We start from the raw sequence: 25994 nt of genomic DNA, 5'->3' as shown, positions 1-25994 counted from the left end.
CGCAACACTGGAAAAACAAATTGTATCTAAATTAAAGGTGTCTGATTACAAAAGAGAATGGAATGGCGTTTATTATACCTTGGCTGATGGCAGAAAAATTAGAGAGTATAAGTCAAAAACAGGTGATGTCCAGTATGAAATAACTGACACTATCCCTGGAAACCGATGGAAGCCAAGAGAACCTGACAAAGGGTGGCTGGATAGAAAAGTAGAAGACATAGGAGATACGGGAGGAAAAATAGTAAAGGGGACAATTGATTTTCTGTTTTGGGATGATGTGAAAATGGTTATGGACGGTGACACCACTAAAGGTGAAAAAGTAATAGCTGGAGCTTCTCTGGTACCAATAGGGAAAATAGCAGGAAAAGCTTGGAAACTGATTAAGGGAGAAGGTAAGTTAAAGCTTGGTAATGAAAATACTGGTAAGATAGTTACAAGTACCAAAGGTAATAGTGTTAGAATTATAAACAAGAAATATGCTGGAAAAACATACAATCTATCTGGTGATTTGGCTAAAAAATATCCGAATGGTGTTAAATTTACAAAAGAAGGATTCCCGGATTTTAGTCCTTATTCAAAAGTGAGTATAAAAATAGATGGTTTAAAAGGAAATACCTCTAGTGACTTTACAGCAGCTAATAAATCTATTGGTTTAAAGGCTACCCCTAAAGGTTACACTTGGCACCATGTAGAAGATGGAAGGACTTTAATGTTAGTGCCAACTGATTTACATCAATCTGTGAGACATACTGGTGGGGTTGCATTAATTAGAAAAGGATTGGCTCCCTAATTTATAATAATTTGATAAAGAGGTGTAGGTTATGATTGAAATTGAAGCAAGTAATGTCAAGTTTGATAAAGCAGAATTCAGTGATTTTGAAAACAAATTAGGCACTAATTTACCAGTAGATTATGTTTCTTTTTTAAAAGAAAAGAATGGTGGAACTCCCGAGCCAAACATTTTAGAATTATCTACTGGAGAAATAAATTCAATATCAATAACAGATTTTTTTGGCGTTAAATTAGAGGAAATCAATGATCTAAATTCACAATATAATATATATAAGGGGCGAATACCAAGAAATAATATACCGATTTGCAGAGTTGAGGGAGGCAATATAGTTTGTCTGAATGTTGAGGACAAAACTATTAGTTTTTGGGATCATGATATAGAGCTTATAAAGGAAGAATTAAAACCAAGAAATCCATTAATATATATTGCCGAAAGTTTCAATGATTTTCTAGAAAGTATAAAGCCCTATAACATTGAAGATGAAATGGACGATTACAAAGTTAAAAATGTTTGGATTGACCCTGAGTTTTTAAAGGAAATAAAAAGTGATTCTAATTGACTTAATATTTATCGGGTTTTTCTTATAGTCAAGACTAACAGTTATATTTTGCATAACCCTTGATAGAGTGAGCTTATCAAGGGTACATTTTGTGATTTTCCTATTTATGCCTTCAGAATCATTGAAAAAGGAGAAGATGAATGTATATGGGATATGATCCGGGTGTGTCAATAATTTTGATTTGAATAAATAAAAACTGATAATTATACGGATGTATGTAACCGTAAAAATATTTTACGATTACTTATATAAATATAAAGTCATCTATTTTATCACTCATAAGCTTTGAGCAATGTATTTTTTGTTCTAAGCAGCACCAGGTGACCGTTTAACTACAGGAGAATTTTCTACCATTGAGCACCAAGTGGTTTCTAAAGTAAAGATCTCGGACTATAAGAAAGAATGGCATGGTGTATACTATACGCTAATTGACGGTAGAAAAGTCCGTGAGTTTAAAGAATCTGATGGTTCCGTGACGTACGAATTGGTATCATCAATTCCAGATGATCGGAGGCAAAATGCATGTCAAAAGTCTGCTCAAGCGTTTCAAGAGATAGGTTCGGATGTATTAAAAGCAGCAGAGGATAGAAATGAAGCTAAATTCGACTCTTTTTTATGATTTCGGAAATTATATTACTTTTGGTGCATTGAATACGGGACAGGACTTTTCAAAAGGTCTTCAGGTCCAGGCAGAAAATATGTTGAATACACCAAAAGACTTTGTTAACTGGTTTACTGTTGGTGGAGTAGACATGATGCATGGGACAATAAGTCCTGAAGAAACGTATTCCAAAGAACATTGGTTATCTAGTTTTGGTTTGTTTTCAACGGTTTTTGGTACAAAGTCGTTCCTTTCTAAGCCAAAATCTGGTAGTAAGTTTGCGGACCAAAACGACGTTGGAGAAGTAATTTCTAAAAATAATACGTATACAAGGTCCTCTCTAAAAATTCCTACGATGTTGAATGTAAAGGAATGGATGAGAACACAAATACCTAAAGTCAATGTAGTTAATGATACAACAGGGAGATATCACTTTGTTTTAGACAGAGAGAACGGTGCAGGAAGTAGTCATACTCAAAAGAAGGACTTATCAAATGAAGAAGGTAAAAAAGATAATTTTATAGGTTCTCTAAAAGGCGAGAAAATCCACTTAAAGGATGTAACAGTGAAAGAAATTGTATATACTAAGAGGTCGTCAGAAGAAACTGCTAATCTTAGAAAGAAATTTAATAGCTCTGTACGGAAGAATTTTCTTAAAGAATTTGCTAATGATCCTATAAGAATGGAGCGTCTAAAAAAAGCGGGTTTAGACGAAAATGATATTGCCAGAATGAGAGATGGGCGTAATCCAAAAGGCTGGTAAGTTCATCATAACTTACCTTTAGACGATGGTGGGACGAATGATTTTTCTAATCTAGTTCTAATTAGAAATGACCCCTATCATAAAGCAATTACCAACAAACAAAATCTCTTAACAAGAGGTTTGGCCGCTAGAGAAAGTAGGGTAATAAATTGGCCAATGTTTGACAGTGATATCTATCCATTGAAGCCTGTAGAAAGGAAGGAGTATTAGATATGCCTGGTTGGAAAGACTTATTAATAGAGATAGAAAAAATTGAAAAAGAGTATGGAAGTTCACTTAGAAACCCAGTATCGAATACAGAGATTATTAGATTGAAGCAGTGTATTCAGCAAAGGTTAGGAAATATTACACTGCCAGTATCTTATATTGAATTTTTAAAGACAGTAAACGGACTAGACTTTGATGGTTTGGTGATTTATGGTGTTGATAAATTTTTATTAGATAGAGAAATAGATGAGGAAATTGATGGGATAATTGAGACAAACGAAATTTGGTATGAAAATGACTGGCAAAAACAGTATTTATTTTTTGGAGATTCTGATATAGCTTGGTATTGCTATGATCTTGATCAAAACGTATTTTTAGAGCTTGATAAACCATCTGGTAATCTAATTCAGTCATTTGCAAGTTTTGAGTCTATGTTGGAAGAAGCTCTTCAAACAGTTCTATAAATGTGGGGGGAAGATATCAGAAACGAAATTGCTGTTTTGTTAATTAATTGATTCAATTGGAAGTGATGGTTATGAAGTATCTTTCAACCCGAAAGTATTTGATGCAACAAATTAAATTAGTGTTAACCAAATTGAATAATGATGATGCAGCAGAAATAAACACTAGAATTCTCCACCTGATATATACAAGGTATGAACATGCATTAAGAGCACTTGAAAACAATGAAGATATTAAAAATATAAATATTATCGGTGGGGTAAGAGCATACTTAGATAGTTACAGTGATTATCAAAACCCTTTACTAGAAGAAATGCACAAGGTTGAGAATATGAACAAGGAATTATTATCAAAGTAACCTGAATGACTAATATTAAAACCTTGAGTAAGAGAATATCTTTTGAATAAACCTTGATGGGTTAAGAAGCCCATCAAGGTTTAATGCATATTGTAATGCAGAATCCTAATCCTGCAACGGTAATCATTGCTCTTTCCGTAATGTTATAATGGAGTTACACATACTTTGGTATTGGGGAGGGGCAAACATGTTTAAACAGTCGGATGTAGAGGCAACTAAATATAATGACTATAAATACTTGATATACACTCGTGTTTCCAGTGATAAGGATAGCCAAAAAGAATCTGTTCCCAACCAAATTGATATATGTCGATATTGGCTGGAACAGAACAATTATGAGTTTAATGAGAAATCTGTATTAATTGATGAAGATAAATCAGGGACATTATTCCTAGAAAGAACGGCGATGCAATTAATTCTCCAAAAAGCCCGAAATCGGGAAATAAAAATGGTTCTTTTTAAATCCATACATAGATTAGCTCGTGATTTAAAAGATGCTTTGGAAATTAAAGAAGTGTTACTCGGACATGGTGTAAGAGTGGTAACCATTGAAGAAGGCTATGATAGCTATGTAGAAGGAAAAAATGACATGAAATTTGAAATGTTTTCAATGTTTGCTGCGCAATATCCAAAGTCTTTATCTGTTTCCATTAGCTCTGCTCTTGCAGCTAAAGTGCGGAGAGGGGAGCATATGCAGCAAGTGAAACAATTGGAGAATAGTATCGCAAAATATCAAGAGAAAAGCGAAGGTCTTGTTGATCTTTGTCTTGATAAATTGATCGATAAAGTAGAATTTCAAGTTAGGAGAAAAGAATTTGAACAGCAGATAAAAGAAGCCCAGGATAAACTGTTCTTATATAAAAATGAAGAAGTACAGGAAGTATCTGTGAAAAACATCCAACAAGCTTTTAAAACAATTGAAAAAAAGGATCAGGACTTATACCATGTTTTAAAGGTAATCATTGAGTATATAACAGTAAATATAGATGGCAGTGTGGATATCAAATATAATTTTGATTTGAATAAATAGAAACTTAGAAGAGTGCCTTAGAATTCCTAAAACCTTGATGAACTCTAAGGCATTTAAGATTAGTTGAAAACAAAACAATAATATTGAACTTTCATTATTACGGAGTTCTATTTAATAGATGTTTTAGGAATTCTATAGAGTGAGCAGGCTTTGTTTTATGTAACATAGCATGGCAATTCGGGCATACAGGTCTTAAATCAGTAATAGGATCAACTTCATATTCTCTATCAATTGTATGTAGTTCTCTAATGTGGTGAACATGTATGAAATCTTTGCCAAGCTCACCATATTTATTTTCAAAGTTAAAACCACAAACTAAACAACTACATCCATAGTATTCTATACATTTTCTTCTTGCTATTGGATTACGTTCATAGATGTTAACATAAATTTGTTTAGTAGATCCTTCTTTATATTTGCCTGGATTATCTATTTCTTCAGTAATTTTATTTAGGTGAACTTCATTTTTATCATTAAATTGCCATATAATTTTTACTGGTGTAGTATTATCGTAAGTCTTTACTCTAGCGTTTCCTTGATAAATAAAGTCAGTGTTTTCACTGTTCTCACGTGTGAAAATATATACGTTACCCTTAGGATCAAGCATGCTTTGAATAGATTTTGATTGTAATGAATGAGTTTTTTTACCGAACCACTGTAGTTCATCACCAATGAATTTGTTATCGTATATATGACCAGTACGTCCAACAGAGTTAATATTTGCAAATATAAAGATGTCATTATTAAAAGTTGTGTATCCAGTATTCCAGTTTCCTTTCTGTTGATTTTTTGGAACGTTAAAAATTCTATAAACATCTTTTCTGGAATATTTATTTCCGATTTTAAGAAGTAAATTTTTTGAGCTTTTATGACTTTCTCGAAGGTTAGTATTTTTGTTTGAGTTTTGAGAGTTAAATATCATTATTGTCTCTTCCTATGAATTAGTTTGGTATTGGTATTATATGGTTTGTATGTAAAAGGATATAGAATTGAATAATATATTAGTACTATATCCTTTTTAAGTTTAAGTCTGCAAATTAGTTCAAGTTCACTATAAATGTAATTTCATTTGATATGATGTTTCCTTTTCTTCTATATATCTCACAGCCCAGTCTGCAATGGGCTTAGCAATAGCTCTAGCTAGCAATACTGGAACTGCATTTCCAATTTGCTTATAAACTTTATCTAGCCTTCCATTTTTACTCATCTTCAAATTCTTTCCTTGGCTAAATTCAAACCAATCTGGAAATGTTTGAATTCTTGCTATCTCTTTAATTGATAGACGCCGATTGTGTTCTTCTCCATCTGAAAATATCCATTTGTCTTTACCTGTTTTTATCATAGGAGATCCTCCAGGATGGATTGGTGCTTGTCTGCCTGAAGCTTGGATGGTAAAGCTTTGCTCATCCCACCTCTTTTTACGGTTTCTTGACATAAAAATAGTTGAGTAGGAACCTGTGAAATAAGGACCTGGATCTTGCTCTAGGTCGCCAATAGCATCTTTTAGAGTTGTATATGGGATTAACCCCTCACCTTCGCCATGTGTAGGGTCTGGAAATGTATATTTAAAATCTAAATCATTTCTAACACCGACTAAAATTACACGCTCCCTATTCTGAGGAACGCCGTAGTCTCTTGCATTAACTAGTTGAGCCTCAACTTTATAACCAGCTGCTTCAAAGTCTTGTCGGATTTGTCTAAAAACCTCTCCTTTTCCTAACGTAAGCATACCTTTAACATTTTCACCAATAAATATTTCAGGTTGGGTTTGAATGAGGCAACGAATAAAATGTAAATATAAAAAGTTTCTCTCATCATCAACTAATCTAGGACCAGCTTCACTAAATCCAGGGCATGGAAACCCCCCTATAACTATGTTACCAATTGGGAATTCATGAATCTTTCTAATATCTTTTTTATGCTTGTATACTTGAGAGGGGAAGTTTAAACTATAGGTCTGTAAGGCTTCATCAAAAATATCATTAGCATATACAGTATGAAAAATACTTTGGTTTCTTTTTTTATTAAAGTTATCTTTATTGGTTAATATAGCTTCTGTATTATCCTTACCAATAATTGCATCTAAACCAGCTAATTCAAACCCTAAATCAAGCCCTCCGCAACCAGAAAATAGCGAAACAACATTCATTTTATTGTTTTTGTGTTTAATTTCATCATTAGAAAAGTCGTTAGTTGACTCTATAACTGTTTCCCTTTCATTTCTTATTTTCTCCATTAATATTTGTTTTACTTCTTCCTTATTGAGTTCAGGGGCTGGTTTAAACTTACCTCTACCTCTTTCGTCTATTTTAATTTGAACCATTCTTTATCTCCTCACAACGCATTATATAAAAATCTTACAAGTTATCTTAACATATAGCAACAAATCAATTTTGGAATTCAATACCAACAAACAAATAAAGAAGTTAATTCTATTATATACTGTATAGACAATATTTTAAGTCAAATGTACAATTAGGTATATAACTATAATAGGGAGATTTTAACATGTATTACACACCTACTACTAATGTATTAATAGCACTGCGCAATATCTTAGAACGAAACAGTAATAAGATGCCTAAGGTTTTGAATCATAAAAATAGCAATAGGATAAACAGTGCTGGAGATTTACTAGAATATTTCGTAAAAGATGCTTTCTGTAGCTATAGTTTTAATTATGAAATGGCGGGTGATAAATTAAAAGAATATCAAAAGGTATTTAGTTATCTTGGCAATTCAAACAATCCACCTGATTTTGTGATAAAACATGGTGCTGCTGTTGAAGTGAAAAAAATAGAAGGGACAAATCCTAATGGCATTGCTTTAAATAGTTCATTCCCGAAAGATTATTTGCACTCAAATGATTTACGTATAAAAAAAGAGTGTAGAGAGTGTGAAAATGAATATGGCGGATGGGCTAAAAAAGATATGATCTATGCTGTAGGGAATGTAAAAAATAAAAAATTATCTAGCCTTTGGTTAATTTATGGAGATTGCTTTTGTGCAGATAAAGAAACATATGAAAAAATTTCCAATGCAATTAAGGATGGGGTTTCTTCTATACCTGAAGTTGAGTTTGGAGAAACAAAAGAGTTAGGAAGGGTCAATAGAGTTGATCCACTCGGTATTACATATTTGAGAATTAGAGGGATGTGGGGAATTGAACACCCTTCATCCATATTCCGTTCATTAATAAATTTAGATAAGGTTAAAACTCATGTTTATGTACTAATGAGAAAAGAGACTTTCGATTCCATTGAAGATAAACCTAATCTGAATAAATATGTTGAAAATAATAATCTTCAGATGAAAAATGTAACGATACCTAATCCAAATAATCCTGCAAAGAATATGGAAGCTATTTTGTACACTGCAACCATATGAATTACACTTTCCTTGGTATGTTATAAAAACTAGTGCATAACGTTAAAATACTATCGGTATATTATTGCTAACTTGCTAATAAATTTTTAAATCTACAAGAGGGACCTTATGAATAAAATTTTATATTTCATTGTTTTAGTTATAGTTGCAGGTTCATTTATTATAAATATTTTCGTAGACAATGAGTTTATTTCAACAATAATAAACATTATTGCATTAATTGTACTTGTTGCTGTGGCTATTTATTTATGGTTTACGCTTGGTCGAAAATCAAAGAAATAATTTAATGAAGATAAGGACGAAATATTTAGAATAGAAGAATGAGTTTAGTCTTACTTTGAGGATGCTTCAGCCCAAGGTCTATAATGGACCCATAAATCTAGACACGAGATAAGGAGATGTTAAAGTAGATTTAAGGGTAAAAGAAAAAGTTATACATCACAATTCAAATCCAAGATCGTGCTAGAAATACTTAAAGAAGAAAGAAGTCTTGCTGAGATTTCCTCAGAACATGGCATACATGTAAATCAGTTACGTCAATGGCGTAAAGCTGCACTTGATCACATGCCACAACTATTTGAAAGAGAGAATAAGAAAGTCGACCACATGAAGGAGGAATACGAAGATCAAATAGAAAATCTCTACGCAGAAATAGGGCGACTTACCACGCAATTGTCGAGGCTTAAAAAATCTGGAATCAAAGACTAGAACAGAGCGTTTAGACATGCTGGATTGGGATGGTTCAGAGCTTTCCATAAAGACCCAAGCAGAGCTGTTGAATCTTAATCGCTCAAGCCTATATTATAGGCCTGTAGAGCCCCTTCCTCAGAGGAACTCCTTATCAAAAATCGAATCGATGAGATATACACAGAACGCCCTTTTTATGGATCAAGACGCATCTCAGAAGCCCTTAAACAAGAAGGACTCATTGTTAAACAGGAAAGCTGTACAATGGGAATTGCGGGGATATCACCCGGTCCAAATCCTTAGTAAACAGAAACAGCAGCACAGAATTTATCCTTATCTATTAAGAGGATTAACCATCCAACATCCCAATCACGTATGGGGAATAGATATTACCTACGTGCGTCTTAAACGGAGCTGGCTTTATTTGGTTGCCCTTATTGATTGGTATTCTCGCTATGTGATCAGTTGGGAGCTGGATCAGAAAATGGACTTCGTTATAACGTGCGCTTTCTCAAGGGAAACCAGTCATTTTACTAGCCCTAAATATATTAATCTATTAAAACAGAATGAAGTCCACATTAGTATGGACGGCAAAGGACGTGCACTAGACAACACCATTACGGAACGACTTTGGTGCACTATCAAATACGAAGAAATTTATCTCAAAGAATACCACAACCCCAGAGAGGCTAGACAAGAAATTCGAAACTATTTTTGCATTCTATAACCAAAAGCGACTACATCAATCGCTAAAATACCAGACACCTGAGTTTGTCTATTATTCATAAAAGAATGCCCCCTCTCATCCATAGGAACTTTGTCGTGAAGCCCCTCCTTACAACCAAGTTTCTATGAAAGAGAATGGTAATGAAAAAAATGTTAATTCCCCTTAAAGGAGCTCCACAGCTCCCCCACCTAAAATATTTAAAATTTTTGTCTTGACAATGGGTCACTAGTTCATCGTGCTTTCGCGACCGTGAGTTACAATCCAACTCTCTCTTTAAGTTATTTTATACAGATAGAGGAAATAAGTTTAAAAATAATCCTATTTATGAAGCATTAGTTATGTTTGAAATTGAGAGATCAATAATGCGCGCAATAACTTTCAATAGTAAACATACCTTTTGAAAAGAATTAACGTTTAAATCATTTAAAACAGAGTTTGTGAATGGGTATGATAAGTATAGCTATCGGACTTCAACTTCTTTTGCAGCCTTATCTTCATACGTTGCCTCTTATATGATTTCTGTTCGTCAGACCAGAGGTTTGCCTCGAGCTTCCTTCAGATTCCATGTCGCCATGGACACCCTTATTTTTGGCTATGTATATACTGCTACTTGGTCGCACTAGGGACTTGCACCCGTTAGAATTCTCCCATGCTAGGCCAAAAAAGAGTGGCTACTAAAAGGTAGCCACTCATACTCTACATGTCTTCTGTATTAATTTCTTTGTACATAGGAATATGTTTCAAAAACTTTTTTAAATCAATATTAAAATATTCTTCAATATCTTTTTTTAATGAAGATTCCAGAGACATGAATTCATCCTTTATATATGAAGCATCAAATACATTGTAAAGGTATTCTTGTGCCCAAATAGATTTCAATCTTGCCTTATCCCCTCCAAAAGGGATTAGAGATAAAATTGCTCCATCATCATACTCGTCATATTCAAGAGAATAATAATGAAACTCTTGTATTCTATTTAGATTGTTTGTTTTTTCTTTCCATTCGTAAAGGTATTTATAGAATTCTAAAATAGGGAATTCCTCTTCGTCAAAATAACAGTCGTCATTTATAAAAATACTAAATCTGGCAGTGATATCTAAAATCAAGGAAACATCTTTTCTTTGTTTATTTGAGATATCACTCGGGTCACGTGTGAAGCTGTAGTCAAACTTTACTTTACTGGATATGCTGTCCATATTTTACCTGTATGATCAAAGACGACTTTTATTTTAGTTTCCCCTTTAGTTCCTACCTTTTTACCAATGTTAGAAGTTATGGTAAATGATAATTTTTTATAATTATTATTGAATTTAATTGATGGATTGTTTCGAAGAGCCTCTTTTACCCATTTGCGAACTGTACTCTGACTAGTTGTATTGAATTTTGCATATCTGCCTCCAGCATTTCTAAAATGCTTCTTAGATACAGAAAATTTAGCTACCTTTTTTATAGCGTTACTTAATGCATATTTACCGAAAGCACTTACTAATGCTCTCTTTCCAAACTTCTTTACAGCCCATCTCACACCATTTGCAATTATAAGACCTATCACAGGAATAGCCGAGGCTTTAGCATCAATTGTATTAACTTCATGTAAATCCCCTGTATTTCGGTTAACAAGTTGTGCTTTAAATTCTTCACCTTCTATTTCAGTTAAGAACACGTCATAAGTTGTAACAATCTTTTCTCCATTATCTTTTATTTCCACTTCAGTTACATAAAATTCGCCAGCATCTAAATTTACATATAAATTTGATTCGTAAAGTAAATCTTGCATTTGTAGATTAGAATTAACAAGTATTTCGGAATCTGAAAATTCATCTACATGCATTTCAAATGAATCATTCTTGATTCCAAATTCTTCTTCAACATCAACTTGATAAGAAATGGTATCATCATCTGACTCTATCTCAATAAGTTCATGATCAATATTTCCATCAATATATTTTGTATTAGCAAACTCTTGCGAAATTTTGTTACTAATCTCTAAATCTTCTTTGTTATAATTATCTGCAAAAGCTAGGCTTGTGTTAGAAAAAACAGTAGTAAAAATTAAAACTGGTAATATTAATTTAATTGTAAACTTTTTCATAGGTTTCCTCCAAGTATTCTCTTTTAAAAGTTAATATACCTTCACCATAAACTGATTTTTCATTTAACTTTAAAGTGTGCTTATTTAATAACTGTTTGATATTAGCTGTGTTATATTTATTCGAAACGATAGATGCAATTACTCCAGTCGCATATGCTGTCGCAAAAGAAGTTCCGGAAAACTCAGACATCCCACCCTGGTTATCAGTTGAAATAACTTTAACACCGGGAGCTGAATAGTCTACCTTCCCGTACCCTGATCGAGGATCGATATTAAAGTCTTTATCTATAGAAGCAATAGATAAAACTTCTTCATATTTAGCAGGGTAGTCTACGCTCAGCCCCATTGTATTTCCAGCTGCCGCTGTTACAACTATACCTTTTTTTGTAGCTGCCCTTATTGCATCGTGAAGACCTTTTTTGTCATCAAAAAAACCAAAGCTTATATTTATTACATCTACTTCTTGCTCTACGCACCACATAATACCATTAATAATGTCTTCAATTGTTCCTTCGCCTTTGTCGTTAAGGACTTTTACGTCGTATAAGATCAAATTTTCCTCTGAGCTAATGATCCCTACTTTCTCACCAGCTATAATACCTGCTATAGCTGTTCCATGACCAAATTTGTCTGTTATCGGCTTATTGGGTTCTATCACGTTGACCTCTTCGAAATTTACATTTTTTAAATCGCCATGTGTCTTGTTTATACCACTATCCAAGATAGCTATTTTAATCTGGCTAGAGGATTGTTTCCGTGCTTCACCGATATAGTCAAGAGCCCAGCTCTCATATTCCTCTTCTTTCTCGAAAACTTGTAGATAATAAATAAATAATGATAAAAATAAAATTAGTGAAAAACCAACATAAACTTTCTTTTTCATAGTGCTAATTCCGCAAACCTCCACCCTCCTATAGCTATTTATAAATTATATAATCCGATTATTACATAATAATACAAAATTTCCAATGTTTTTTTTATAAAAATTTTTAGTTGCTTTTTACTTGTATCTTTTGTCACTAGCAGTGCATTAATTAATTGGGTTATTAAAAATATTGAATCATTTTTTCCTTGCACTCATTGTTGGGTGCCAGGCATGTGCGTATTCTCTAGGGTTAACACGAACCACAAAGGCAGTAGTAGTGGTTAGCTTAAGACAATGGTGTCTGGGGGGACCCAGAATCTGAAGGAAGTCGGCGGCAGTGGAGCTATGTCAATATCTCGAACAACAAAAAATTTAAGTCCGTTTAAGGACGGCATCCATTCACGGAGGATCCTGTATCCGGCAAAAGCAGTCAAGCGATAGACCGCACTTAACAGCTTTTGCCGGATACAGTAAACACTGCCCATAGATGCCGTCCAGTGAGCTTTACCTCACATTCTGGGATAGAATTGGGAACAGAATATAGTGTGGAACCATGCTGATGGCATGCTTCCACTACCACTCCCGATAATTTAGATATTTTTTGAACAAAAAAACGTTCTTCGTTAATTTACGAAAACAAGACTATAGAAATCATCCAACCACCTTTTTCTCCAACATTTCCATCGAAAAATTTGGAAAAGGTTGATCCTCATCAAGTAGTGTTTTTTGTAAGGTTTTCTTTCGGTGTGTTTAAAAATCACCCCAATCTTCAACGCAAAAGTACTATTATAACGAATTATTTCACTAGTTGAGCGCTTTTTTGGCTTTTTGGATGAAAGCCAATACATAGCCGATAATTTTTAAAAATAATTTGAAATAAAAGGAGGATTTTAAACATTTTTGAATAATTTATATTATATACTTATTAAATCAGACAAAGCAGATATTTTAAAAAAAGGAGGTATATATGAAGATAAGGCAGTGGAATAGGAGTTTAAAAATAAGATTAGCAGGTGAAGGTATTTTCAATCTTTTCTATTGGATGTATTTTCCGTTTATGGCAATTTACTTTAGTGATGTATTAGGAAACGCTGTTACCGGGGCTTTAATGAGTATCCCACCTTTAGTATCTATTATAGGTAATATAATTGGAGGTAATATATCTGATTATATTGGGCGACGAATTATTATGATAATAGGATCATCTATACAAACTTTAATGTTTGCTTTGTTTGCGCTATCTGTAATATATAATAATCACTGGCTAAGTTATGGTTGCTTTTTAGGAATCAGTCTAGGTGGGGCTATTTATAGCCAGCAAGCAGTGCTATGGTTGCTGACTTAGCAGAAAAATCGGATAGAAGGGAAATATTTGCTACCTTTATCACAGCAAATAATGTAGGTGCAGTTTTAGGTCCGGTTATAGGATCATTCTTCTTTTTTAACTACTTAAGTGGGTTATTATGGGTTTGTACTTTCATAATGGTTATATACACTACGTTAATTCTTCTTTATATAAAAGAATCCGTTCCAACCCTAAAAAGAGAAGAAATAGGTATAAAAACAATACCAAAGTTAATCAGTAATCAACTCTATGATTACTGGTTTGTCCTTAAAGATAAAATATTTTTTCAATACATAATTGGAGGAGTTCTAGCAGTAATTGCTATTATGCAATTAGATTTATATTTTGCGTATTATATAACCTCCTATGTACCTGCTCAAGATCTATTTAATTTTAATAATTGGAGATTAAGTTTAAATGGTAAAGAGATATTAGGGTTAATATTAGGCATTAATGGTCTCCTATTTGTATTTTTTGTATTGCCTGTAACAAAGTGGCTAAAAGGCTGGACAGATCGCAACGTTTTTATATTATCTGCTATATTAGCAGGGGGCGGCATGTTTTTAGTTGGTTTTACAACTAATATATGGATTTTGTTATTGTTAACAATCATTTTTACTTTTGGGGAGATTGTTCGTGCTCCTGTTATAAAAAATTTTATTGCAGATTACGCACCAGATAATTCAAGAGGAACATATATGGGTGCAGCAGATTTACAATTTACTATCGGTAGATTTTTAGCACCACTTACTTTATTTTTATCTGAGTGGATGAACCCATTAAGCATATTTAGTATTATTCTTTTGGCTGCTTTTTTTAGTGGTTTTATGTATATAAGGCTTTATAAGCATTACACACCTTGAATACAGAATAGTTATATAATATAAGTTGAAGGAAGTAAATAAGTTTATGACAATAAAAAGAAAACCTTATTATAACCCTTTAAATCCAATTAATATAGAGAACCCATATCAATTTAAGGGAAAATCATCCTATCTTTTATCATGAAGGGATGGGATCCTGGGTCCTAACTCGATACGATGATTGTAAATATGTTCTACGTAACCCAAAGCTCTTTGCTCTCGATAAAAGAAGGGTAGAAGACCAATCTGATACTATGAGCAGATTACAGTCTGATGTTCAAAAAAACCTCCAATCGTTAGACCCCCCCCCCGAGAATCGGCCAATTAGAAGCTTAATGATGAAAGCATTTAATTCACAAGACATAGCAAACATTAGGCAAGAAGTTAGAGAACATATTAAAGAGATATTCGATAAATTAACTCCTAATACAGAATTTGATTTTATGAAAGAGGTTTCGGCTCCATTATCCTTAAGACACACTATTAGGAGTTCCTAAACCTAACTTAGAAGAATATATGGAAATATCAGAAGGTATTGCACATCAAATGGATTCTGGTTTGTTACCCGAAAACTATGAACCAGGCGAAGAATCTCCGAAAGCTATAACAGTAAATATAGATGGCAGTGTGGGTATCAAATATAATTTTCATTTGAATAAATAGATTAGTGGAACATAATAGAAAACAAAGGAGCAACCATATGAAATATACTTGTCCTTGTTGTGGCTACAAAACACTAAACGAAGAACCACCGGGCACTTTCGAGATATGTGAAATATGCTTTTGGGAAGATGATTATACTCAATTTGCTGACCCTGATTATGAAGGAGGCGCTAATGCCCCTTCATTATAGCAGGCGCAAAAGAATTTTATTTTAGTGGGAGCTTGTGAAGAAGAGTTTGTTGAGCACGTGCGGAAACCTAATGAAAAAGACCTCAAAGATACTCGATGGAAACATATTTTATAAGAGAAAAATTCACCTAATGTTAACTTATAGCCTAAACAATGGTAGGCATATACCTCTATTTGCAATTGGTACACATAGCAAAAGCTTTGAAGTTAAAGATAATCAGCGCTATGATACCAAACAAAAACGATGGATGTTTTACAGTCTTATGGTGTTCAAGAAGGCGACAGGATGGGAAAGTAACAGAACTAGACAAGACACAAAAGAAAACGAGGGCTCCGAAGCTGCATTTTTTATCTACTTTACAAACAAAAATGAATAAACAACGGAAGTATAGTCCATCTATGGTGCTAGAGATTGTGCAAGGGTTGTATGAAAAGAAATTGGTTACCTATCCTAGAACGGACTGTCACTTGATTGTGGAGAATAAATTTGCTTATGTGAAGCAGAACTTGACTTCCTATTAAGATTGTTTAGGTATTTTTTCTCTGTGAAGTATCGAGAAACAAGAAAAACGTACGTGGACAGCTCGAAGGTACAAGAGCAATACGCCATCATTCTTCAGAACGGGTTGTCTGTGATTTTTGAATTCCCGAAGAGGACAGCGAACGGTAGTTATTCCTTTTTGGGATAGGATTTTGGTTTTATAAGAACGTGTTCCACAGTTTGTTGTTAAAGTGATACTAAACTTTCAAAATTATTATTGTTAGAAAAATTCATAACTATCAAAATTTAGTTTTATTCAAAATAAACATTGTATTAATTTTTTGAATATGCTATTATTTCCATATGTTAGTAAATATTTACTATTTTAGGGATGAATTCAGGCGCTTTGATTTAAAAAATCAGTTATATAGGAGTTGTAATAGTGACTGCATCCAATAAACTTAGTAGAGAACCATATTCTTTGGTTATTACCTCAGATCCTCAATATCCTTGGACACCTGAGATGGATATTGGAAATTTAAAACAAAGTAAAAGTGAGAAAAAAAGAAAGTCTGAAGAATTAATAAGAAGCCAATTCCAAAGTATTAATTCTTATACTGACTCTATACCTAACTCATCTGTGATTATAAACGGAGATATGACCGCATTTGGACATTCTTGGTAGTGGAGCGAAATCAGTAAACTGCTGAAAGGCGTGGCATGAAGCTATTTATCGTGTTATTAGACAACTGAGAGAAGGACTTACTGCGATAGACGTTTATCTAAAATATCAAGCGAATAAAGCCAAATGTGACCGTAAAAAGATTCAATTAGCATCTGTAGAAAAGGACTACATTCATGAAAAAGTCCGTATAGAAGGAGATACCATTGTGGGACGTTATCACAAGAGCGCTGTCATCACGCTTGTTGAGCGTTTAACAAAATGCATCATCGCAATTAAACCAGCTGATAGACAGGCAACCAATATTGAAACATCGCTCCATCAATGGTTTGATCGATTACCAAAACACTTATTTTAGTCCATTATCTTTGACTGTGGGAAAGAGTTTTCCAATTGGAAATCCATCAGTAATGAGCAAGATGTCGATATTTATTTTGCAGATCCTGGAACGCCATCTCAAAGGGGTCTAAATGAGCATTCCAACGGTCTTCTAAGAAAGAATGGGCTGCCAAAAGAAATGGACTTTAATCCTGTGTCACAAGAGTATATTTCTGAGGTTGCACTCCGACGGAATAACATACCAAGGAAATTATTGAAATACAAAACACCGATTGAGTGTTTCATAGATTATGTAGGTCAGGATTTTGAAAAAAGCATATTGTCTCGCTTAATTTGACAAATCAAAAATTAAAGAAAATGAAAATAATGTATTATTATGAATTTTTCTGGTACTCAAAAATTTGATTTTATGGTATACTTTGTTTAATATTCATTTAAAGTTAAAATTTTGAAAATTATTTTATTTTTTAATATCCTGACACTTAATTTATATAGGAGAAAAAATTTATATCTATATAAGTGATTAAATTAAATCTAGCTATAATACTAAAACATTTTATTTATTAACGTCGTGGTGCTTCATTTATGTAGATATAAAATTTTTTTAAGAGGTAAAAGGTATGTTAGATGAGTTTCATTGTTATAAATGATGAAATTCTCTACATAATCTGATTGAACTACCTTCCCTATGTGTCCTTTTATACTTCCAGGAGAAATCATAAAAAATAATTTAATTGTTTGGAAGGTTTTTAATCAAAGTTATCGGAGATTCACTTCCTTCTGATAAACAAACCTTTAAAAAAATTTTATAATCTTGGACACAAAAAAACAGGTGGAAAAAGGAGGTGGAAGAAATGTCAAAGTCTCAATTATTAAAAGTAGCACAACAAGATTACTTAGAGAAAGTAGATTTTCAGAATGAAAAGCTACAAGAAGTACAAGGAGGGAAATGCCCTTGGTATAACTTGTCATGTCATTTAGGTAATGATGGAAAAATTTGTACATTCTCGCATGAATGTACTGGTGGTTGTAATGCTTAAAAAATTATTTAAGGAGAGATGAAAATGAGTTTATTTAGAAAAAACTTTGAGCCTAACAAGAATGCTGAAAATTCCTTGAAAAAGGTAAGTAATGTAGATGATAAACAAGGTGGAACTACAACTGTACCTTGTGCTGTAGCAGCAAGTATAGCACTTTGCCCGACACTAGCTTGTAGCAGCAAATGTGGAGAACGCGGTTAATATTTGGAGGAGCTATAAAATGCTCCTCCTTTAATTAATACTGATTCAATATATACTCAAGTTTTATATTGAAAAATATGATAGGAGAAAGGATAAATGACAAATATCGTAGAAAATAATTTAAAGAAAATTACAAAAGGAATTTTATCTAAAGAATCTTTAAATGAATTAAACCCAAATAAAATTGTTAGTGATTCTGTCATTTCTTCTTTAAATAACCAGATAATAAACCAATTGAGTGAAGATGTATATTACATCTATACTTATATATATAATAATCACTCAATTGATTTTGATATTGAAGATTTCGAAATGTATATCAATGATGATTTAATAAATGAAGTAAGAAGTACATTTAACTACCTTCCTACTTATTTAACAAACAAGCATAATCTTCTAATAGAGTATTTGAATGAAGTCTTTTTAAACTTAGATGAAATAGCAGAAGACTTAGATTTGGATAACATAACTCATATTAAAATGGGAGAAGGAGATAGCCATAATGGCGGAAAAACAACTTTGAAAATTAAATGTACATCAAAAGTTTTTTTTTACAAACCTAGAAATAGTGACGTTGAATACAATTTAAATAATTTCATCAATAATATATTAAATGATTATGGGTATGAGATAAATAATTATGAAACTTTTTCTCTTTGTGAAGATGTTAAATATATTTCCCCCACTCAAGAAAAAGATATAAAAACGTTTTTCATAAACAAAGGCATACTCTCAGCCGTCTTATACTTTTTACATAGTACAGATAACCATTATGAAAATGTAATACTACAAAATACTAACCCTTATTTTATTGATTTAGAATGTTTTTACGCACCAATAAATAAGAAAAATCAATTATATCTTGTGTCAGACTTCATAAGCAACTTAGATTCTTCAATATTCAGGACAGGAATTTTTCCAGTAGCCATATCTAATTCTTATATGAATATATCCTCCTTAACTGGGAGAAAGGAAAAAGTAATCAATCCTTTTTATGACTACAATTCTTATGAGGTGAAAAACAATAAGCTTGTCTCAAAGAAGCTGAATGTCTACACTTCTGATCAGGAAAATTTAATAAAAGTAGATGGTAAAATAATCGAACCCCAATATTACATAAAAGAATTAATTCACGGTTTTGAGTATATGACTCGAAAGATTCTGAACTCCAAAGAAAAATATATCCAATTAATTCAGGGAGTTATAGGTAATGCTGATGCAAAATTAAGATATGTATATAGACCAACTCATGTCTATGAAAGGGTATTAAAGTTATTAAAAGAACCTTTTTATATGCTGAAAAAAGATAATGCGGAAGAAGCAATAAATAACATAAAAAAAGATAACGAACCCGAACTTATTTTTGCTTATGAAAAAGAAGCACTTTTACAAGGAGATATCCCTATATTTTATATCAGAGATAGAAATTTAGTGTTAGGTAATGGAAAAGTAATTTATAATTATTTTGAAGGTAATCTGCATAATCAAATAGAAAAGAAAATCAAGAATTTCAAGGAATCCGATTTGAAATTGGAGGTGGATAATATTAAAAAGAGCTTAATGTTATCCGACTTCAATTCAGAAAGAAAAACAAATCATAAACCGCATGAAACTATGCTAAACTCTCCTTTAGTAAAAATGAAGAAAATAGAAGAAAAAATCAGGGATAGAAAGCACTTACATGTTAGTTTTAGAGAGGAACTGGCATATTTATCTTATGTGAACGGCTACTTGTATGAAACTGGTGGAGCTATATTAGCATCTGCATACTGCAATAAAAAGATCACTGACATTGATAGTTCCTTTTACGATCTTATTATTAAAATAAAAGATAATAAATTATTGCATAGTGAAGATATTAATATTACAGATGGACTCTCTTCTTATTTGTTTATAATTTTTTCTTTATATAAATTGAATAATGAACCTGAATATATTGAGGAAATAAAAAGGACAATTAACCGTATTAAAGAAATGGATTTTAAACTGCTTAATATTGACTATTTTGGTGGATTGGCAGGAGCTTTAGTTGTTGTTAATAAAATATATGACTTTATTAAAACTAAACACACAGAAATCATCTTTTTAAAAGACGATGTTTTTTCAATTATAGATAGAATAAAAGATGAAATATTGGAAAGAGATTTTAAAATACTAGGCGCTGGATTGGCTCATGGATTATCGGGAATAATTTTCGCCCTTAATGAAACACAAAATAATTTTCCATATATGAATTTGTCTTCAACTATTAAAATGTTAATTACCAAAGAAGACGAGCAATTTAGGGAGAATGACAATAATTATATTGATCCCAGAACAGGTGATCTAGCAGGTTATTATTTATGTTATGGTCTCCCTGGTATTTTACAAAGTAGAATGCGGCTTTCGAAAGAATTTAAAGATGATCAAATGATCAAATCTTCAATTAATAGATTGGTTAACAATTTGATGTCAAAAGAGAATAATTATATAGAAAATATAACATTATGCCATGGACTAGCAAGTGTTATGGATTTATTTATAGATGCTTATAATTTGAATTATATAGACCAGCCTACATTGTCTAAATTATCAGCAGTACTTAAAAAGCAGTTTTTGAAAGTAGGAATGACTTATTATGATAACAATATAAACTACGGATTAGGTTTATCAGGTTTTTTCTACACTCTAATTAGATTAGAGAATCCTGAGTTACCATCTATTCTTTTATTAGATTGTTAGGGAGTGTTAGGTAATGGGGAAATTAAAATATATTCCTCAGTCCCAGGAGTCGGAGTGTGGATTATGTTGTGCTTCTATGATTCTTAATTCTTTTGGTTGTAAAGTGCTACCAAAAGATATAAAAGAATACGAAGATATTGGAAGGGATGGTCTATCTTTACAAAAGGTAGGAGATATTTTATCCTCTTACAATTTAAACGTTGATTTTTATGAGGTAGGAATAAATAGACTTGACGAGATTTTAAAAAATCCAATCATCTTATATTGGAACAATAACCATTTTGTTGTTTTGTCTAAAATAAAGAACAATAATTATTATATAATTGACCCGGCACTAGGGAAGGTAAAACTTACAAAATATGAGTTTTCAGAAAAATATTCCAACTTTGCTTTGACAAGTACTCCTAATGAGAACTTTAGTAAAGTTAAACCGAAGGAGAAACACAATAATTGGAAGTTATATATTGATTATTTTCTAGAGAATAAAAAAAGATTTATACTGTTATTCTCAATATCATTAATTTTTTCATTATCAGTATTATTGATACCTTCTTTTATAGGATCATTCACTAATTATTATGAAAAAAATCAAACAATTAGTAATGAATATATTCTCTCATTACTCTTAATAGTGCCTTTACTTCTAGCTCTTTACTATTCTAGAGTATCATTCATGTTACAAACTGTTAAGATAATGGATTTAAATCATTATCATAAAATTGTAAAAAAATTGTTTTCAGTTCCATTTCAATTTTTCTTAACTCGGAGTTCTAGTCTAATTTTATTTAGATTAGGTCTATTAAGATCTAATAGGGAATTAATATTTGATACTATTTTTAAGGGAATATTAGATAGCATAGTAACCATTGTTTTATTAATAGCAGTATTAATAAATGACTTTATTTCATTTGTTTTTTTAGCAACTATTTCTTTGATTTTTGGATTGGTGTTGGCAGTATTGCGAAAAGATATAGTGTTGAAAAATAAATTAGAATTAAATGAATACACCAGGTTACAAGCTCTTGAATACGAAACCTTCTCTTCTATATTTTCCATAAAAGCCAATTCACAAGAAGAATATATGGGCGATTTACTTATGGATACAAATAAAGAAGCTTTAGTTGCCTATGTTAACAGAAGTAAAGTTAATAATGTTTATTCGACTATTATATATTTTTTAAACACTTTTGGACCTATGGTTTTATTAGTTATGACAGTCTTATTTTCTAAAAATGAAAATATAAATATTGGTCTCTTAATATTTATATTTTCATTGTCTGGGGTGTATTTCCAAAACTTTTCCAGTCTTTTCAATACATTTAACACTTTAGGGACTTTAAAAAACAATTTATTAAGAATCAATGATATTTTAGATCAGAAAGATGAAGATGAATATGTGGGACAAAAAGAGATTCAACTAATTGAAACAATAGAGTTTGAAAATGTATATTTCTCTTTCCCTGGACAAAAAAATTATGTATTAGAAGACATATCTTTTAAAATATACGGGGGGGAAAAGACTGGATTTGCAGGCGCTACTGGATCAGGAAAATCAACTATATTGGGATTGGTGCTTGGCATGTACAAACCTACGAAAGGAAAAATTTATATAAACAATCAAGATATTCATGAAGTTGATATTAATGAATATAAGAAGAAAATTGGTTTTGTACCTCAAGAACCATTTGTTTACAACAAGTCTATAAAAGATAACATTCTAATGAATAGAGAAATAAATGATAAACAACTTATAGAGGCACTCAAAGTCGCAAATTTAATCGAGGATATTTCTAGAATGCCATTAGGCATCGAAACAGTCATATCGGAAAGTGGTACAAATATTTCTGGAGGACAAAAGCAAAGAATAATAATAGCAAGGGCTATTGTAGATAATCCGGACTTATTAATTCTAGATGAAGCAACAAGTTCGTTAGATAATCAAACTGAGTTAAGTATAAATAAAGAGCTCCAAAATCTCACACAAACTCAGATAATAGTTGCACATCGACTTTCCAGTATTAAAAAATGTGACAAAATAATATTCCTTGACAGTGGGATAATTAATGACATAGGAAGTTATGATTATTTAAAACAAAGCAATCCTAAATTCGCAGAATTTAGCTCTCAGGAAGGATGAAGATACAAATGACCTTAGAACAGATAATTGAAAATGCTTATAAAAACTATACTTTCTCTTCCGATGAATATCTACTTCATTTTTTCTATAAACCTATTCATGAATATATAGCTATTAATAAAATAACTAATGATGATTTAAAGAATCTATATTTTAAAAATATAGATTCTTTAAACGCCCATCTAAATACATTAGTTTCAGATTCAGCAATCTTTTTTTTAAATAACTTCTATAAAAATGTCGATTCAACAGATATCTATCAAATGCTTCATAAAATCGATTTGAAAGATTTTATTAGAGATTTTTATGAAATGTTCGAAGATCTTTGGACATTAATTATAAAATATATAACTAATTCTATAGCTCAATATAGAAACATTTATACTTTATTATTGAGTAATAAAAAAGACATTGAATATGTATTTGGTGTCACTTTAAATAAAATTGATAATATAGGAATAGGGAAAGGTGATCGACATTTCAACCTAATTCCTACCACTGAAATAAGCTTTCAAGATAAAAGTATTTACTTCAAGAACAGAGTCGAAAACCATGAGCATAAACTACTATATTTCTATAATTTATTTAATGATAAAGAATTGCATATAAAAACATTGAATATTAAAGAAGGATATTTCCAAGAAAAAGTAATTCAAAATGATTCAGATTCTATTGATAATACTTATTATAAAGCAGGGCAAATGCTTTTCGCTTCTTATTTATTGGGTTTGAGTGATTTGCACGAAGAAAATATTGTATTTGACGGTGAAAATTACATACCTATTGATTGTGAAACTATTTTTCATATTGATGAATACATTGAATCCAATCAAAAGGGCGTTCCATACAATTTACAGAATTCTGTCCTTGCTACCGGACTGCTTCCTTTTACATCTATAAAAGGCGCTGTGATAACAGGATTTAATTCTTTTGAAAATCAAACTATATCTATGCCTAACTATCAAATTGAAAATAATAATAATCATTTCGAAAAGGTTTTTAATGAAAAAGAAGTATTAATGTCTAAAAAAAATATTCCTTTGAATCAAAATAAGATGGATTTCTATAAAAATAAAAATCCTTTTATTAAAGGATTTAAGAATTCTTACACTTATTTTTTAAAAAATAAAGAAGTAATAGTTAGGAAAATAAAAGAGTTATTTCAAAATAAGACAAGCAGAGTACTTCATAAAAACACAGCATTTTATTATGAATTATTACAGAGTAGTTACCATCCCTACTTGTTCCTTTCAAATACCAGAGAAAGTTTCATTGAATCTAAAGACGAGTTATCAGATGTAGAAAAAAAACACATCTTACAAGATTGTATCCCTATAGACTATAAAAAGATAGATATTAAAGATTCTTTTTTCGATAAATTCTCGATAAATGATTTAGATTTACAAATAGCTATTATTAATCAATCATTTATTTCAGAAAAAGGTTTTTATTATAAAAAATATATAGGTGTTAACAACAATACATTAAGTGTAGATGAAATGATACGTGAATTTCTTAATGTTTTAGATGCTACTTCTTTTGTTTATAAAGGAGAGGTTTTAGTATTCGATCATATATACACTGGAGATAACGAAAATAATTTTAACTTTGAATTAATAATACTCCCCAAAGAGATGTACTTAGGAGTTAGTGGATTAGCATTATTTTTAAGAAAAACGTTAGCAAAATATGATGATTTACAATTAATTAAAAAATATCGTCTGATGTTTTTTAATTTAATTGACTATATAAAAGATGAATTAAAAAATAATGACGTAAAACTTGGCTTTTACGATGGAATTTCTGGGGTATTATACAGTGCTTTCCTAATAAACAAAGAATTGAATTATGTACCAGAAAAACAATTTATTGAATGGTCGAAGGATTTGTTACCATATCTTCCATCTCAGAAAGACAAAGATTATGATATTATAAATGGTATCATTGGTTACTTACACTACTTAATCAAAATATATAATAATGTCTCTGAAAATTCCCGAAGCGATATATATCAAATTATAAATAAGACTTTAGATTTTCTTATAGAAAACCATTTTCCGAAAACACTAAAAGAAACATACATTGGATTTGCACATGGGGTTGCTGGAGAACTGTTCGTTATTCAAGAAGCAAATAAGATATGTCAGCGAGAAGACGTGACAATACAAATAAATAAACTATATACGACACTAAACTCTTATTTTAATAAATCGACTTTAAGTTGGCCTATAAGTAATATAGATGACTCTACTCCAAACAATTGGTGTCATGGTGCTCCAGGGGTGTCACTCACTTATTTATCACTCGAGAATAAGGTTCCTCGAAATGATGCTATGAAATTGATAAAAAGTATAATTGACAGCACAAATGAAAATATTTGCTTATGCCATGGTATCGTTGGTAATCAATGGATAATTCAATATATAAATAAAAACTATATGAATAACAGTATACCTGACTCTTACTTAAGTTACCTTAAGGAAAAGAATAAAAAACTAATATTGAAAGAATCCAACCTGTTCGAGTATTCCAAAAGTTACATGGTAGGATTGACAGGTGTCTTTGACTATTGTATTTCAAAAAAGAATTCTAACGAAATATTTTAACGTACTTCGAAGGAAGTCTCCATCTTGTAGCGTGTGAAGGGCTTAGCCCAACGGTAAGGGGGAGATGAATTTCGGTTGGGCGATAGCCTAAAGGTTCTTTCTTTTTTAATTGTAAGCGTAAAACAGCCCCACACCTATTACGTAGATGTGGGGCTATGTTATGATTTATTTAGATTTCGTAGGAACGCGACACTC

23 protein-coding genes and 4 pseudogenes are annotated in these 25994 nt (G+C 31.5%); 22 read left to right on the top strand and 5 right to left on the bottom strand.

Annotation, left to right across the window (positions count from 1 at the left end):
* The first annotated feature begins 37 nt into the window (after nt 1–37).
* The 7 genes and pseudogenes from BKP57_RS02205 to BKP57_RS23350 form a co-directional block, all read left to right on the top strand.
* Entirely contained in the window at nt 38–790 is a 753-nt protein-coding gene (locus BKP57_RS02205) for an HNH endonuclease (protein ID WP_050353294.1), read from the top strand.
* A 31-nt stretch (nt 791–821) separates the two neighbouring features.
* Nucleotides 822–1352, top strand: a complete 531-nt coding sequence (locus BKP57_RS02200) for an SMI1/KNR4 family protein (RefSeq protein WP_072740920.1) — start codon at nt 822–824, stop codon at nt 1350–1352.
* 364 nt (nt 1353–1716) lie between these two features.
* A complete protein-coding gene (locus BKP57_RS02195; protein ID WP_050353292.1) occupies nt 1717–1971 on the top strand; it encodes a hypothetical protein in 255 nt (84 codons plus the stop codon).
* Nucleotides 1943–2716 (top strand): hypothetical protein, encoded by a 774-nt coding sequence (locus BKP57_RS22660; protein WP_232231299.1) that lies wholly within the window; start codon nt 1943–1945, stop codon nt 2714–2716. The genes BKP57_RS02195 and BKP57_RS22660 overlap by 29 nt, the downstream gene beginning before the upstream one ends.
* Before the next feature lie 212 nt (nt 2717–2928).
* On the top strand, nt 2929–3387 hold the full coding sequence (locus tag BKP57_RS02185; RefSeq protein ID WP_050353291.1) for a YrhA family protein: 459 nt from the start codon (nt 2929–2931) through the stop codon (nt 3385–3387).
* Between the two features lie 101 nt (nt 3388–3488).
* A complete protein-coding gene (locus BKP57_RS02180) occupies nt 3489–3743 on the top strand; it encodes a hypothetical protein (protein WP_082241016.1) in 255 nt (84 codons plus the stop codon).
* A 187-nt stretch (nt 3744–3930) separates the two neighbouring features.
* Nucleotides 3931–4434, top strand: a pseudogene (locus BKP57_RS23350) (recombinase family protein); the annotation flags it as partial.
* Between the two features lie 436 nt (nt 4435–4870).
* Here the strand turns inward: BKP57_RS23350 and BKP57_RS02170 are convergent.
* A complete protein-coding gene (locus BKP57_RS02170) occupies nt 4871–5695 on the bottom strand; it encodes a DUF3427 domain-containing protein (protein ID WP_082240986.1) in 825 nt (274 codons plus the stop codon).
* 129 nt (nt 5696–5824) lie between these two features.
* The gene (locus BKP57_RS02165; RefSeq protein WP_050353289.1) at nt 5825–7096 is read right to left on the bottom strand and encodes a DNA cytosine methyltransferase; all 1272 of its coding nucleotides are present in this window, start codon (nt 7094–7096) and stop codon (nt 5825–5827) included.
* Between the two features lie 185 nt (nt 7097–7281).
* On the opposite strand from BKP57_RS02165, the gene BKP57_RS02160 reads away from it, so the two are divergent.
* The 3 genes and pseudogenes from BKP57_RS02160 (at nt 7282) to BKP57_RS02150 (ending at nt 9635) form a co-directional block, all read left to right on the top strand.
* The gene (locus tag BKP57_RS02160) at nt 7282–8160 is read left to right on the top strand and encodes an NgoPII family restriction endonuclease (RefSeq protein WP_050353288.1); all 879 of its coding nucleotides are present in this window, start codon (nt 7282–7284) and stop codon (nt 8158–8160) included.
* Nucleotides 8161–8268: 108 nt separating this feature from the next.
* Nucleotides 8269–8442 carry a hypothetical protein gene (locus BKP57_RS22410; RefSeq protein WP_169770811.1) on the top strand — a complete coding sequence of 58 codons (174 nt, stop codon included), beginning with the start codon at nt 8269–8271 and terminating at the stop codon, nt 8440–8442.
* A 174-nt stretch (nt 8443–8616) separates the two neighbouring features.
* Nucleotides 8617–9635 (top strand): annotated as a pseudogene (locus tag BKP57_RS02150) (IS3 family transposase).
* A 635-nt stretch (nt 9636–10270) separates the two neighbouring features.
* On the opposite strand, the gene BKP57_RS02145 reads toward BKP57_RS02150, so the two are convergent.
* From BKP57_RS02145 to BKP57_RS02135, 3 genes are read right to left on the bottom strand one after another with little or no spacing between them, the layout of a single operon-like run.
* Nucleotides 10271–10771: a DUF7878 domain-containing protein gene (locus BKP57_RS02145; RefSeq protein ID WP_050353286.1), complete on the bottom strand. Its 501-nt coding sequence runs from the start codon at nt 10769–10771 to the stop codon at nt 10271–10273.
* Entirely contained in the window at nt 10747–11667 is a 921-nt protein-coding gene (locus tag BKP57_RS02140) for an SAR2788 family putative toxin (RefSeq protein WP_050353285.1), read from the bottom strand. The genes BKP57_RS02145 and BKP57_RS02140 overlap by 25 nt, the downstream gene beginning before the upstream one ends.
* The gene (locus BKP57_RS02135) at nt 11648–12550 is read right to left on the bottom strand and encodes a S8 family serine peptidase (protein ID WP_050353284.1); all 903 of its coding nucleotides are present in this window, start codon (nt 12548–12550) and stop codon (nt 11648–11650) included. The genes BKP57_RS02140 and BKP57_RS02135 overlap by 20 nt, the downstream gene beginning before the upstream one ends.
* A gap of 949 nt (nt 12551–13499) precedes the next feature.
* Between BKP57_RS02135 and BKP57_RS23245 the strand changes: the two genes are divergently transcribed.
* From BKP57_RS23245 to BKP57_RS02085, 12 genes and pseudogenes are all read left to right on the top strand, one after another.
* Complete coding sequence (locus tag BKP57_RS23245) at nt 13500–13877, top strand: MFS transporter (protein ID WP_311997654.1); 378 nt, start codon at nt 13500–13502, stop codon at nt 13875–13877.
* Nucleotides 13862–14740, top strand: a complete 879-nt coding sequence (locus BKP57_RS02130) for an MFS transporter (RefSeq protein WP_311997656.1) — start codon at nt 13862–13864, stop codon at nt 14738–14740. The genes BKP57_RS23245 and BKP57_RS02130 overlap by 16 nt, the downstream gene beginning before the upstream one ends.
* Nucleotides 14741–15256: 516 nt before the next feature.
* Complete coding sequence (locus tag BKP57_RS21850) at nt 15257–15403, top strand: hypothetical protein (protein ID WP_156875263.1); 147 nt, start codon at nt 15257–15259, stop codon at nt 15401–15403.
* A gap of 37 nt (nt 15404–15440) precedes the next feature.
* Nucleotides 15441–15707 (top strand): annotated as a pseudogene (locus BKP57_RS21845) (CPCC family cysteine-rich protein).
* 110 nt (nt 15708–15817) lie between these two features.
* A complete protein-coding gene (locus tag BKP57_RS02115; RefSeq protein ID WP_169770810.1) occupies nt 15818–16114 on the top strand; it encodes a DNA topoisomerase in 297 nt (98 codons plus the stop codon).
* Between the two features lie 401 nt (nt 16115–16515).
* Nucleotides 16516–16758 carry a hypothetical protein gene (locus BKP57_RS02110; protein ID WP_050353281.1) on the top strand — a complete coding sequence of 81 codons (243 nt, stop codon included), beginning with the start codon at nt 16516–16518 and terminating at the stop codon, nt 16756–16758.
* Between the two features lie 37 nt (nt 16759–16795).
* Nucleotides 16796–17431: pseudogene (locus BKP57_RS02105) on the top strand (IS30 family transposase); the annotation flags it as partial.
* A gap of 508 nt (nt 17432–17939) precedes the next feature.
* Nucleotides 17940–18134, top strand: coding sequence for a plantaricin C family lantibiotic (locus tag BKP57_RS02100; protein ID WP_257786697.1), 195 nt, complete (start codon nt 17940–17942; stop codon nt 18132–18134).
* A 24-nt stretch (nt 18135–18158) separates the two neighbouring features.
* Complete coding sequence (locus BKP57_RS21840; protein ID WP_156875262.1) at nt 18159–18335, top strand: class II lanthipeptide, LchA2/BrtA2 family; 177 nt, start codon at nt 18159–18161, stop codon at nt 18333–18335.
* A 96-nt stretch (nt 18336–18431) separates the two neighbouring features.
* Nucleotides 18432–21056 (top strand): type 2 lanthipeptide synthetase LanM, encoded by a 2625-nt coding sequence (lanM, locus tag BKP57_RS02095; protein WP_050353279.1) that lies wholly within the window; start codon nt 18432–18434, stop codon nt 21054–21056.
* A 13-nt stretch (nt 21057–21069) separates the two neighbouring features.
* A complete protein-coding gene (locus BKP57_RS02090; protein WP_072740917.1) occupies nt 21070–23193 on the top strand; it encodes a peptidase domain-containing ABC transporter in 2124 nt (707 codons plus the stop codon).
* Nucleotides 23194–23201: 8 nt separating this feature from the next.
* Nucleotides 23202–25799 (top strand): lanthionine synthetase LanC family protein, encoded by a 2598-nt coding sequence (locus tag BKP57_RS02085; protein WP_169770809.1) that lies wholly within the window; start codon nt 23202–23204, stop codon nt 25797–25799.
* The last annotated feature ends 195 nt before the right edge of the window (nt 25800–25994 follow it).

This window comes from Virgibacillus sp. 6R (assembly GCF_001895305.1).
Taxonomy (GTDB): Bacteria; Bacillota; Bacilli; order Bacillales; family Amphibacillaceae; genus Virgibacillus; species Virgibacillus pantothenticus.
The sequence above is the reverse complement of the archived record's forward strand: the minus strand, read 5'-3'. Positions and strand labels throughout refer to the sequence as shown.